This window comes from Faecalicoccus sp., assembly GCF_036552745.1.
Lineage (GTDB): Bacteria > Bacillota_I > Bacilli_A > Erysipelotrichales > Erysipelotrichaceae > Faecalicoccus.
In genome coordinates this window covers 1-11,306 of record NZ_JAXKBY010000185.1, presented here as the reverse complement: position 1 = coordinate 11,306, position 11,306 = coordinate 1, and the positions used below count along the sequence as shown (strand labels likewise).

General features: G+C 39.8%; 13 protein-coding genes, 1 pseudogene and 1 other annotated feature. Of the genes and pseudogenes, 12 read left to right on the top strand and 2 right to left on the bottom strand.

All coding sequences use genetic code 11. From position 1 onward, the window contains the following. Nucleotides 1-124: 124 nt before the first annotated feature. The 7 genes from U0M88_RS08910 (at nucleotide 125) to U0M88_RS08880 (ending at nucleotide 5,675) form a co-directional block, all read left to right on the top strand. Nucleotides 125-466, top strand: a complete 342-nt coding sequence (locus tag U0M88_RS08910; protein WP_331869584.1) for a uracil-DNA glycosylase family protein — start codon at nucleotides 125-127, stop codon at nucleotides 464-466. Between the two features lie 72 nt (nucleotides 467-538). Continuing rightward, a complete protein-coding gene (locus U0M88_RS08905; RefSeq protein ID WP_181965605.1) occupies nucleotides 539-1,531 on the top strand; it encodes a helix-turn-helix domain-containing protein in 993 nt (330 codons plus the stop codon). After that, on the top strand, nucleotides 1,515-2,093 hold the full coding sequence (gene pgsA / locus U0M88_RS08900; protein ID WP_195222807.1) for a CDP-diacylglycerol--glycerol-3-phosphate 3-phosphatidyltransferase: 579 nt from the start codon (nucleotides 1,515-1,517) through the stop codon (nucleotides 2,091-2,093). The genes U0M88_RS08905 and pgsA overlap by 17 nt, the downstream gene beginning before the upstream one ends. Beyond that, on the top strand, nucleotides 2,093-2,563 hold the full coding sequence (locus U0M88_RS08895; RefSeq protein ID WP_331869583.1) for a CinA family protein: 471 nt from the start codon (nucleotides 2,093-2,095) through the stop codon (nucleotides 2,561-2,563). The genes pgsA and U0M88_RS08895 overlap by 1 nt, the downstream gene beginning before the upstream one ends. A gap of 3 nt (nucleotides 2,564-2,566) precedes the next feature. Further along, nucleotides 2,567-3,568 (top strand): recombinase RecA, encoded by a 1,002-nt coding sequence (recA, locus tag U0M88_RS08890; RefSeq protein ID WP_117446263.1) that lies wholly within the window; start codon nucleotides 2,567-2,569, stop codon nucleotides 3,566-3,568. A gap of 30 nt (nucleotides 3,569-3,598) precedes the next feature. Further along, entirely contained in the window at nucleotides 3,599-4,225 is a 627-nt protein-coding gene (locus U0M88_RS08885; protein ID WP_229035703.1) for a cysteine hydrolase family protein, read from the top strand. 4 nt (nucleotides 4,226-4,229) lie between these two features. Next, complete coding sequence (locus U0M88_RS08880) at nucleotides 4,230-5,675, top strand: nicotinate phosphoribosyltransferase (protein ID WP_117446261.1); 1,446 nt, start codon at nucleotides 4,230-4,232, stop codon at nucleotides 5,673-5,675. Nucleotides 5,676-5,700: 25 nt separating this feature from the next. Here the strand turns inward: U0M88_RS08880 and U0M88_RS08875 are convergent, their stop codons facing one another. Then, nucleotides 5,701-6,369: an alpha/beta hydrolase gene (locus U0M88_RS08875; protein WP_320802478.1), complete on the bottom strand. Its 669-nt coding sequence runs from the start codon at nucleotides 6,367-6,369 to the stop codon at nucleotides 5,701-5,703. Nucleotides 6,370-6,414: 45 nt separating this feature from the next. Here U0M88_RS08875 and U0M88_RS08870 point away from each other — a divergent pair, with 45 nt between their 5' ends. From U0M88_RS08870 to U0M88_RS08850, 5 genes are all read left to right on the top strand, one after another. Continuing rightward, complete coding sequence (locus tag U0M88_RS08870; protein WP_331869582.1) at nucleotides 6,415-7,155, top strand: hypothetical protein; 741 nt, start codon at nucleotides 6,415-6,417, stop codon at nucleotides 7,153-7,155. 65 nt (nucleotides 7,156-7,220) lie between these two features. After that, nucleotides 7,221-7,458: a binding site (T-box leader), on the top strand. Between the two features lie 38 nt (nucleotides 7,459-7,496). Continuing rightward, a complete protein-coding gene (locus U0M88_RS08865) occupies nucleotides 7,497-8,525 on the top strand; it encodes a methionine ABC transporter ATP-binding protein (protein ID WP_167699020.1) in 1,029 nt (342 codons plus the stop codon). Further along, nucleotides 8,525-9,205: a methionine ABC transporter permease gene (locus tag U0M88_RS08860; RefSeq protein WP_022788950.1), complete on the top strand. Its 681-nt coding sequence runs from the start codon at nucleotides 8,525-8,527 to the stop codon at nucleotides 9,203-9,205. The genes U0M88_RS08865 and U0M88_RS08860 overlap by 1 nt, the downstream gene beginning before the upstream one ends. 18 nt (nucleotides 9,206-9,223) lie before the next feature. Further along, a complete protein-coding gene (locus U0M88_RS08855) occupies nucleotides 9,224-10,045 on the top strand; it encodes a MetQ/NlpA family ABC transporter substrate-binding protein (RefSeq protein WP_331869581.1) in 822 nt (273 codons plus the stop codon). 67 nt (nucleotides 10,046-10,112) lie between these two features. Next, nucleotides 10,113-11,072, top strand: coding sequence for a uridine kinase family protein (locus tag U0M88_RS08850; protein ID WP_331869580.1), 960 nt, complete (start codon nucleotides 10,113-10,115; stop codon nucleotides 11,070-11,072). Here U0M88_RS08850 and U0M88_RS08845 read toward each other — a convergent pair. Next, a pseudogene (locus tag U0M88_RS08845) lies at nucleotides 11,062-11,306 on the bottom strand (SAM-dependent methyltransferase); the annotation flags it as partial. The gene U0M88_RS08850 and the pseudogene U0M88_RS08845 overlap by 11 nt on opposite strands.

The window sequence follows — 11,306 nt, the reverse complement described above, 5'->3', positions numbered from 1 at the left end:
GATTTTTTGATAAAAAAAAGAGAGGCGCACATTTTGTGTGCTCCTCAAAGTGTCCATTTTCTTAACTTAATGACATTGAATCTCCGCTTCGATTTTTTACTCTAAGCAGATTGCCATTGTACCTATGGATTTTTATTATCCGGGAAAGGGAAAGACCGGGGATCTTCCACCACGGCCCTGGGTTGCCGATACTTATCATAAAAAGCTTTTTGATAATATGCCTTCTGTAGAAATGACCATTTTAGTGGGAAAATATGCGATGACACATTATCTACAGCACTCGATGAAGAAAAATTTAACCGAGACTGTACGCTCTTTTTCAGAATATCTACCTTTGTATTTTCCTATTGTGCATCCGAGTCCATTGAACTTTCGCTGGCAACAAAAGAATCCATGGTTCAAACAAGATGTACTACCGGTATTGCGTACAAAAATTGCTGAAATTTTATCTTTGGATGAAGAATGAAAAAAAATAGGATTTTCTAAGAAATTTAGGAACCATTTTGATATAATGGAATGGCTAAAAGGGGGAGAACAGATGGCCTATTATCATATTCTTAGACAAAGACGAATGGATTTAAATCTCACTATTGAATATGTATCCAGTCAGACACGTCTGGCTCCGCAGTATATTCAGGCCATTGAAGAACATAATCTTGATGTTTTCTCGGATGACTTTTCGTTTGTCCGGTACTTTGTTCATGCGTATTGTGATGCAATCGGTGTCAACTGGAGCGTGATCAGTCAGGAAGTGGATGCGGATATCAATGATTATGCGCGTAAGCGTTCCATGGCTTTAAGTCAGGCGCAGCGTAAAATCGTACAACAGATGCCGAATCGTTCATCGGTTTCAAAACGAAAACATCCGTCACATAGTCGTTTTCAAAAGCGGGTTTCGGCCATATCGCGAAATTTACAGTTTCGAAACCGGAAGAATCTTCAAAAAATCCTGCTTGCCGGTGTCGCATTGATTGTTTTGGCGGCCGGCGTCAGTTTTTGGCTGGATGCTCGTTCTGCCAGTCAGCAGGCACAACAGGAAAGCCAGCGTCAGGAAGAGTTGCGTCAAAAAGAAGAGGAAACTGATCGTCTTGCCAAACAGCGCCAGCAGGAAAGAGAAAATCAGTCCTTGAAGTTTAAGGTCATGGATGCCTCAACTAACGTGTTCCAGCTTTCCAATGTATTGGAAACGACAAAAAGCTTTACTGTGAAGATTGAACTGCCGCAGGAGAGTACGGTAGTGATTTATAAAGATGATGTACCAATGGATGAAGACAATGTAGATACAGTTTATACGGATACCTTTGAACAGGAAATTGAAGTAAGTGAAGCTTGTCGCATCAGCATTGAAATCGGAAATTATGTTGCCGAAGGGACGACTATTACGATTGCCGATCAAACGGTGACCTTTGATCCTACCTATTGGGCACAGGGAATGCCGGCTACACTCTATGTGGATGTAGTAAGCAATGAAACGGCAACCAGTCAGGAAAACCAGAGTACAGAGGAGACAAATTATGAACTTACCGAATAAACTGACCATGCTGCGGATCGTGATGGTACCGGTTGTGGTATTGATCTATCTGTTGATACCGCAAGATTTTTGTATTGTATCGCAAACCAATGGACTGGCATTGCGGGATATTTTAGCTTTTCTGGTCTTTGCGGCTGCCAGCTTTACAGACATGTTAGATGGACAGATCGCTCGTAAACAGCATTTGATTACCTCGTTTGGTAAATTTGCCGATCCGATTGCGGATAAGATGCTGGTGAATACATTGTTGATTTTATTGGTTTATACGCATCAGGCCAATGTTGTGGCAGTATTATTGATGATTGCTCGCGATCTTGTGGTTGATGGTCTTCGTATGCTTGCTTCGCAGCACGGAAAAGTTGTCAGTGCCGGCTTTTTTGGTAAACTGAAAACGGTATTGCAGATGTTTGCGATCGTGTTCTTATTATTAAAGAACTGGCCGTTTGTCTATATTGGATTACCGGTTGATCAGATTTTGTTATGGGGAGCTACCATCGCAAGCTTGTGGAGCGGTTTTGTCTATTTTGTACAGTTAAAAGATTATGTATTGGAGAGCATGTAATGAGTGCACAAGAGCTTGTAAAGTTATGTGCCAGAAAAAAGCGGACGATCGCATCGTGCGAAAGTTTGACTGCCGGTCTATTCAGTGCTGAAATTGCCTCTGTACCTGGTGCCAGTAAAGTACTCAAGGGTGGCATTGTCACATATTTTACAGAAATCAAGGAAAAAGTAGTCGGTGTCGATACAGAAGTGATTTCAAAATACGGTGTCGTTTCTAAAGAATGTGCGGATCAAATGGCTCAAAAGACACGGGAATTGTTAGAGAGCGATTACTGCGTTTCCTTTACCGGTAATGCCGGTCCGGATACGATGGAGGATAAGCCGGCTGGTTTAGTCTATTGCTCGATCGCATCCAAAAAAAATGTCAAAAATTTTAAATTATTTCTGGATCACAAAAGCCGTAATGAAGTACGAAAAGAGGCGGTTGAGATCATGATCCAGAATCTTATACAGGAAATCACAAAGGAGTAAAAAATGCCAAAAGAAGAAAATAAAGATAAATTACTACATGATGTATTGAATGAAATTGAAAAGGAATATGGAAAAGGTGCAGTCATGAAGCTGGGCGATCGTGCAGCAGTGGATGTAGAACCGATCCCCAGTGGAAGTTTACTGTTAGATCAGGCTTTAGGAATCGGCGGTTATCCAAAAGGTCGTATTATTGAAATCTTTGGACCGGAATCAAGTGGTAAAACGACATTGGCCCTGCATGCGATTGCACAAGTGCAGAAAATGGGCGGTCGTGCAGCGTTTATCGATGCCGAAAATGCGATTGATCCTGTTTATGCCCGTAATTTAGGTGTTGATATTGATGAGTTGATCCTTTCACAGCCGGATTCCGGTGAACAAGGGTTAAACATCATGTTGATGTTGATTGAAAGTGGTGCTGTTGATCTGGTTGTCGTAGATAGTGTTGCCGCTTTAGTTCCTCAGGCTGAATTAGATGGGGAAATGGGCGATCTGCAAGTTGGATCTCAGGCTCGTATGATGTCTAAGGCCATGCGTAAACTGGCTGGTCTAATGAATCATAATGAATGTACGGCGATTTTTATCAACCAGCTGCGTGAAAAAGTCGGAGTTGTGTATGGAAACCCGGAAACGACACCGGGAGGACGTGCTTTAAAATTCTACAGTTCAGTTCGTATTGATATTCGTAAGGCCGATGCGATCAAAAACGGATCGGATATTGTAGGAAATAAGGTACGGGTAAAAGTGGTGAAGAATAAGGTGGCTCCACCATTTAAACAGGCAGTATTAGAAATCATCTATGGTGAAGGCTTGTCTTATATTTCTGAATTATTAGATTTGTGTGTTGATGCCGATATTGTAAAGAAAAGTGGTGCCTGGTATAGCTTCGAGGGTGAAAAGATCGGACAGGGCAAAGAGGCCGCCAAAGAATACATCAAACAAAATCCGGATTTTAAAGAGAAGCTGGAAACCTTATTGAAAGAAAAAAACGAAGAAGTTCAGGAATAGAACTTCTTTTTTTGTGATATACTTAAAAAAATGAAAAGAGTGAAAACTATGGCAAAGCTAAATAAAAAAACATTTTCGCCTATTTCTTCCTCATCCATTCAAGATCCTGTCGTATTCGTTGTCGATATGATCAATGGGTTTATCGAAGAAGGGGCACTGCATGATAAAAGAATTAGAGCCATCGTGCCAGCTATCCAGAAGCTGTTACAAACGCTGGATTGTCCATCGATCTTTGTATGTGATCAACATGATCCGGATGCCAGAGAATTTCAATCGTATCCAACGCATTGTGTAAATCATACACGGGAATCGGAAATCATCGATGCGCTTAAACCGTATGTCAAAGAGTGTTTTTTCAAAAACAGTACCAACACTTTCTTTTGTTCTGATTTTTCGTCTTTTTTATCGAAGATCGATCAATACAAGGATATTGTGATTACCGGCTGTTGTACTGATTTATGCATACTTCAATTCGCATTGAGCTTGAATGCATGGTTAAATGAACACAACAAAAAAGAACATCGTGTACTATTGCCAATCGATTGTGTGGAAACGTATGATATTCCTTCGGTACATGAAGCGGATTTCTGGAATAAAGTGGCGATTGAAAATATGGTGGCCAACGGCATCGTGTGTGTAAGCCAGATCATGGAGTGAGAGTATGAAAGAGTTAAGAAATCTAAGTCTTGTGATGGACTTTTATGAACTGACGATGAGTCAGTGTTATTTTAATCAAAATAAAGATCAGGAAGTAGTTTTTGATCTGTTTTATCGAAATAATCCCGATAACGGAGGATTGTGCTTGTTCTGTGGATTGGAGCAGGTCATAGAATATGTAAAAAATCTGCATTTTGAAAAAGAGGATATTGATTATTTACGATCGCTTCATCAATTTTCCGAAGAGTTTTTAGACTATCTATCGACGGTACGCTTTACCGGTGATATTTATGCGATTCCGGAAGGAACTCCGGTTTTTCCACATGAACCTTTAGTACGTGTTAAAGCGCCGATCATTGAAGCGCAGCTGGTAGAGACGGCTTTACTTTTAGCACTGAACCATCAAACTTTGATTGCGACCAAGGCTAGACGTATCGTACAAGCCTCTGAAGGTAGAGCTGTGATGGAGTTTGGAGCCAGACGTGCTCATAACTTTGATGCGGCTATCTATGGGGCCAGAGCAGCTTACATTGCCGGTTGTGCCGGCAGTGCCACAACGTATGCCGGAAAGGAGTATGGCTTACCGGTATTAGGAACCATGGCTCATTCTTTTATTCAAAGCTTTGATAGTGAATACGATGCGTTTTTATTCTATGCCAAGACGTATCCGGATCAGTGTACGCTTTTGATTGATACATATTCAACGCTAAAGAGTGGAATGAAGAATGCCATTCGTGTTGCCAAAGATTATCTGGAACCAAATGGATATCGATTAAAAGGCGTTCGTATCGATTCCGGTGATATGGCGTATTTATCAAAACAGGTGCGTAAAGAACTCGATGCGAACGGCATGCAGGATTGCGGCATTGTCGTAAGTAATTCTTTGGATGAGTATGTAATTGAATCTTTGATTCATCAACAAGGTGCCAAGATTGATTCTTTTGGTGTCGGAGAAAACCTGATCTGTTCAAAGAACTCTCCTGTCTTTGGGGGTGTGTATAAACTGGTTGCGATCGAAAAAGACGGAGAGATGATTCCTAAAATCAAGATCAGCGATAATGTCGAAAAAGTTACCAATCCGGGATTGAAGAAGGTCTATCGAATCTACGAGAAAGATACCGGTATGGCGCAGGCCGATCTTATGGCTTTGGAACATGAGGTTTTAGATGATCAAAAAGATTTAACGATCTATCATCCGATGTCACGTTGGAAATATAAGGTGATCGAAGGTGGCACGTATGAGCTTCGTGAGCTGTTGGTACCAATCTTTTTACGCGGGAAGGTTGTTTATCAATGTCCAAGCTTAGATGGTATTCGTGAGTATTCAAAAAGAGAGCTGGATACCATTTGGGAGGAAATCAAACGTTTTGCCTATCCACAGGAATACTATGTAGATCTGACAAAAGATTTACTGGATCTAAAATTAAAATTATTGAATGATCATAAATAAAGAACTGTCGTTAAGGCAGTTCTTTTTAAAATAATTCATCTTTGATCATATCGTCAATCAAGCGAAAACAAAGTGTTTCATACCCTTGATGATCGTAGAGCATTTTATGATGCGCTCCTTCAATCAGTATCAATTTGCACGGATTCTTCATTCTTTTATACGCATTTTGCGAGCTTTCATACGGAATGATTTCATCGGATGTTCCGTGTAGGATCAGCGTTGGAGCATCTACGTGCGCAATGGAATCTTTATATTGATCGACGATACGCATAAAGGTACGAGTGGGTAAAGACTCAGTCGATTTTTTCTTGCCTAAGTTTTTGAGCGTAGCCAAAGAATGCTGAGCAACTTTTTGAAGATCCAGGTATTGAAAAGCCGGGGCTACCAGTATTAATTTTTTGACAGGATAGATCGTAGCCAGATAACTGGCAATAACACCTCCCATAGAAAATCCAATCAGAACTAATTCTTTATCTTGTTCCAGACACTTTTTTACCTGTATCTCACATCGCTTCATCCATTTCTTTTCATCTGTATCCTGCTCATTTTGAAGATCATAAATGTCGAAAAGATGAAGCTGACAAGAACGTTTTTCTAAATATTCTTTCATTGCATCGAATTCATGATGTCGATTTTTACCAAAGCCGTGAATAGCTAAGACTTGTATTTTTTTCTTTTTGCGAAATCCAAACATATTTAACCTCTCTATACATTTTATACGGAAATCGCTATAATATCTATGGAAAATACTACTATGAAAGCAACATTATTGATTAAAAATATTGAAAATTTATATACATGTGATAAAGAATTTAACATCTTTTCACGTGCTTATATCGCTATCCATCATGATAAGATCATCGATGTCGGTATCGGTTCCTATAGTCAATGGATAGATAGTGCGACACGAGTGATCGATGCGGTTGGTGAGATCGTATTACCGGGCTTTATCGATGTTTCTTTTACCGGTTTTGCCAAGGTGCGTTTAGGCGATCAGCTGCGGGAAAACAGTACCGCACTTTTTGCGATGCGCCAAAATGGCATCCTGACCTTACTTACAAAAGATCCTAAGATCCAGCGAAAAGAGTTAAGTCAGGATGTATTTATACAGAAGAAAGAAGTGCCATATCCGATTCTTCAAAGAGAAGCACAATATAAACTTACAAAGCCATCTAAGTTTTTATTATCCTGCGGCTTTGGTTTGCCCAACAGTTATGTATATTCCTTTCAACCGCTTTGTTACGCATTGTTTAATACACACCATGTAGATAAAAGAACACTTTTAGAATCTATGACTTCTTTGCCGGCTGCTTGTTTTGATCTAAATGACAGAGGAAACATTCAAAAAGGAATGTTGGCGGATCTTTTGATCTTACAGGTACCGACGATCGAACATTATTTTCAAACATTGGGTCGTCCATTGATTCATCGTATGATTAAAAACGGAATTCAGTTTTATCCGGAATGGATGGTTTGTTGAGAGTTTATGAAAAATTTTCAGAAAATGTTTGACATTCTTTCATTGGATTGGTATTATCTATCCATAAATTGATGTTGAAAAGAAGAGTACTTACAGTATTTCTTTGAGAAGAGAGTCCTTGTATGCTGAAAGAGGATAAAGAAATCTGTTGGGAACATGGTCTTGGAGTTGCAAAGTCGATATTTAGACTTTGACGGGTTCACCCGTTATCGTGATAGAGTATGATGGTACTTAATGAGGTAAGATGAGTGATCATTTTACGAAGATAGGTGGTAACACGAAGTTTCAGCTTTCGTCCTATTAGGATGAAAGCTTTTTTTATAGAAAGAAAGGGTGAAAAAATGATACGTTTGGAACATGTTACAAAAACCTTTTTGACCAAGAATGGAAATGTTCATGCCGTAAAAGATGTAAGCCTGGAAATTCAGGATGGTGAGATCTTTGGAATTATAGGTTTCTCTGGTGCCGGCAAATCAACACTCGTTCGCTGTATCAATTTATTGGAAAAACCAGAATCGGGATCGGTCATTTTTGAAGGGAAAGATCTTTTAAAACTGAGTGATAAAGAACTACGGGCCCAGCGCCAACAAATGGGAATGATTTTTCAACACTTTAATTTGATGCGTTCACGAACCATTTATGAAAACATTGCCTTTCCTTTGCGTCATATGCGACTTAAGGAAGAGGAAATTGAAAAACGTGTCATGTCCTTATTAGAGCTGATTGAGCTGAAGGATCGAAAGGATTCTTATCCCAGTCAGTTAAGTGGGGGACAAAAACAACGTGTGGCAATTGCCAGAGCTTTGGCCTCCCATCCTAAAGTTTTGTTGTGTGATGAGGCGACATCGGCATTAGATCCACATACCACACAACAAATCTTACAGTTGATCAAACGAATCAATAAAGAATTAAATTTGACAGTCATTTTGATTACACATGAAATGGCGGTCGTTAAGGATATTTGTGATCGTGTTGCGGTTATGGAAAATGGAAAAGTCGTAGAGGAAGGAAACATCGTAGATGTTTTCTCACATCCAAAGATGCCTGTTACAAAGAACTTCATTAATACGACAAACAACTTGGGAAAAATACAAGATCTGTTAGACAGCAATCATCCGCTGGTGCAGATTGAGAAGAATCAAAAGTTGGTGAAATTAAGCTATCAAAGCACAAATACGAAAGAAGCGCTGATCTCTACATTATCTAGAGAGTATGATGTCGATTGTTCGATCATCTTCGGAAATGTGGAAATAGTTCATGAGGTGCCATTAGGCGTCTTAGTTTGTGTCTTAACCGGCAGTGATGAAAATATTGAAAAAGCTCTGGAAATCTGTCGTCAAAATAAAGTAAGTGTGGAGGTGATGAAGTGATGATGAATTTTCTCATCCAGATCATGCCAAATTTGATCGATCGAATCGATGTCTTTGGCGATGCGATCATTGAAACCTTATTGATGGTATTGATCAGCGGTGCTGTTTCAGCCCTCTTTGGAATCGTATTTGGTGTGATTCTGGTTGTTACAAGACCGGGTGATATCCTGGAAAACCGTATCTTGAATACGATTTTAGGACGTATCATCGATTTGTTTCGGGCCGTGCCCTTTATCATTCTGGTCATGGTCTTATCCCCTTTGACTTTATTGATTTCCGGTGCTTCGATTGGTCTAAAGGCTACATTCTTTCCATTGATCGTTGGAACCGTACCTTTTTTTGCCCGTCAGGTTGAACAGGCCATTGCGGAAACCGATCGAGGGCTGGTGGAAGCCAGTGAATCCATGGGACTTGCTCCTTTGGAAATCATCTTTAAGGTCTATTTACGCGAAAGTGTTCCCAGTATCATTCGTGCTACGACGATTACCTTTATTTCCATGATTGGTCTAACCGCCATCGTGGGTGCCATCGGTGGCGGTGGATTGGGTGCTTTCTGTTATAACTATGGATATTCACAATCCAATTTTGATATCATGTGGGTCAGCCTGATCGTCATTGTGATCTTGACAATCATCGTACAGCTGATCGGCGATTTGCTTGTAAGAAAAACAACACATTAGAAAAAGGAGAAAATTATTATGAAGAAATTATGGAAATCATTAGCAGCTGTGGCCTTAACGGCAAGCTTGGCAGGATGTGGATCCAGTGGATCCGGTGATGAGAAAACAATTACGATCGGTGCCAGTGTAACACCACATGCCGAAATCATCGAAAACATTAAACCGGATTTAGAAGAATTAGGATATGAGGTAGAAATCGTTGAGTTTTCTGATTATGTAAAACCGAATACGGCCTTGCGTGATGGAGAACTTGACTGCAACTACTTCCAACATACGCCTTATCTGGAAGACTGGGTATCGAAAAACTGTGATAGCGATGATGAACTCATTGCGGCCGCAAAGATTCATTTTGAACCGTTAGGAATTTATTCTTCTAAACATACGGATGTCAGTGATGTACCGGATGGAGCGCAGATTGCCGTGCCAAATGATACGACAAATGAAGCACGCGCATTACAGTTGTTGGAAGCACAGGGTATTATTAAACTGGCAGAAGGCAAAGGATTGGAAGCAACAAAAGCGGACATTGTTGAAAATCCGCACAATGTGGAAATCGTTGAATTAGCGGCAGAAGTCGTACCGACAAAATTAAATGAAGTTGATTTTGCGATTGCCAACGGAAATAATGCCTTAAACGCAAAAATCACGGATAGCCTGTTAGTGACTGAATCCACGGACTCTGAGGCAGCGGATACCTATGCCAATGTCATTGCGGTTCGTAACGGGGATGAAGATTCTCAGAAGATCAAAGATCTTTTAAAGGTCCTGGAAACAGAAAAGACTGCCAAATTCATTGAAGAAACGTATCAAGGCGTTGTAGTTCCTGTCTTTGAATACTAAAGAAAATGTCCAGAAGAAATTCTGGCATTTTTTTGAATTTACAGGAGAAATGCTTTATAGTTAATCTATGAATTTAGAGGAAGCTATTCAATTAGAAAAACAACTTCATCCTTTCAGTACACGTCAGGATCTTTATAAACTTATCGTACAATCTTGTTTAGGGAATGGGCATTCCATTACTTCACCGGAAGATTCCTTTCTGGCTTTACAGGAAGAAAAAAGAATCGCAAAAAAAGATTCTATACAAGAGATTGGCAATGGTTTTATCCGTGTTCCTTTATCGTACATGAAAGAAGAGGATCTTCTATTATGGAATGAGTTGTTTATTGAAAGTGCAAAAAAAAGAAGTACCCAAAGACTTTTTGATCAGGCCTTGCAAAACTATGGTTTTGTTGATCAAGGTATTGTCTCTCACAGTGAAGAGTATAAAGAACACTATGATCCACATTATCGTGTTTTCAGAAAAGAGTATGTTGACTATTTTGAAGTGTTTAAAGTTGCGCTGCATGCTTTACAAGAACATCGTGTGCTATCCATTGATGGACCGTGTGCCTCCGGAAAGACAACGATCGGAAAGCTTTTATCTTCGTTTTTGGAATGTCCCTGCATTCATATGGATGACTATTTTTTACAGGCGAATCAAAGAACAGCGCAGCGACTGGAAGAGCCAGGCGGAAATATCGACTATGAACGGTTTCATCAGGAAATCAACGATGCCTGGAATCAAAACCAACCGATTCATATGCGATCTTATGACTGTTCATCACAAAGGCTCAGAAAGGAAGTTATTTTAGAAGAAAGTCCGATATTGATCATAGAAGGAAGTTATGCGCATCATCCTTATTTAGATGATATGCAGGCATTCAAGATCTTTATGGATATCGATCCGTCTATAGAAAAAGAAAGACTACAAAAGCGCTCACCAGACAAGTTTGTAGATTTTATTGAAAAATGGATTCCGATGGAAGAGAAATATTTTCATGCTTTTTCGATCAAAGAAAAAAGCGACTATGTGTTTAGTCGCTAGTCCATCGTCCAAAAATACCACAAGGCAAGATACCTTGATTGTGACTGACCGGTAACAGGTTTTCACCACATTCAATGTGTCCGCCTTTTTCTGTTTGAATCGTTCGTTTTAAAATTTCTTGTAATGCGGAAAGTGTAAAGCCGGTTGTATAACAATTTACAATCAAAAACAATGCTTCTTTGTCCAATAGCTTTTGGCATTCGGCCAGTAAATCATAAATCTGATCTTCAAGTT

Coding starts and splice junctions, on each gene's coding strand:
- U0M88_RS08910 (WP_331869584.1), top strand. CDS start 125: ATGGATTTTTATTATCCGGGAAAGGGAAAGACCGGGGATCTTCCACCA.
- U0M88_RS08905 (WP_181965605.1), top strand. CDS start 539: ATGGCCTATTATCATATTCTTAGACAAAGACGAATGGATTTAAATCTC.
- pgsA (WP_195222807.1), top strand. CDS start 1,515: ATGAACTTACCGAATAAACTGACCATGCTGCGGATCGTGATGGTACCG.
- U0M88_RS08895 (WP_331869583.1), top strand. CDS start 2,093: ATGAGTGCACAAGAGCTTGTAAAGTTATGTGCCAGAAAAAAGCGGACG.
- recA (WP_117446263.1), top strand. CDS start 2,567: ATGCCAAAAGAAGAAAATAAAGATAAATTACTACATGATGTATTGAAT.
- U0M88_RS08885 (WP_229035703.1), top strand. CDS start 3,599: ATGAAAAGAGTGAAAACTATGGCAAAGCTAAATAAAAAAACATTTTCG.
- U0M88_RS08880 (WP_117446261.1), top strand. CDS start 4,230: ATGAAAGAGTTAAGAAATCTAAGTCTTGTGATGGACTTTTATGAACTG.
- U0M88_RS08875 (WP_320802478.1), bottom strand. CDS start 6,369: ATGTTTGGATTTCGCAAAAAGAAAAAAATACAAGTCTTAGCTATTCAC.
- U0M88_RS08870 (WP_331869582.1), top strand. CDS start 6,415: ATGGAAAATACTACTATGAAAGCAACATTATTGATTAAAAATATTGAA.
- U0M88_RS08865 (WP_167699020.1), top strand. CDS start 7,497: ATGATACGTTTGGAACATGTTACAAAAACCTTTTTGACCAAGAATGGA.
- U0M88_RS08860 (WP_022788950.1), top strand. CDS start 8,525: ATGATGAATTTTCTCATCCAGATCATGCCAAATTTGATCGATCGAATC.
- U0M88_RS08855 (WP_331869581.1), top strand. CDS start 9,224: ATGAAGAAATTATGGAAATCATTAGCAGCTGTGGCCTTAACGGCAAGC.
- U0M88_RS08850 (WP_331869580.1), top strand. CDS start 10,113: ATGAATTTAGAGGAAGCTATTCAATTAGAAAAACAACTTCATCCTTTC.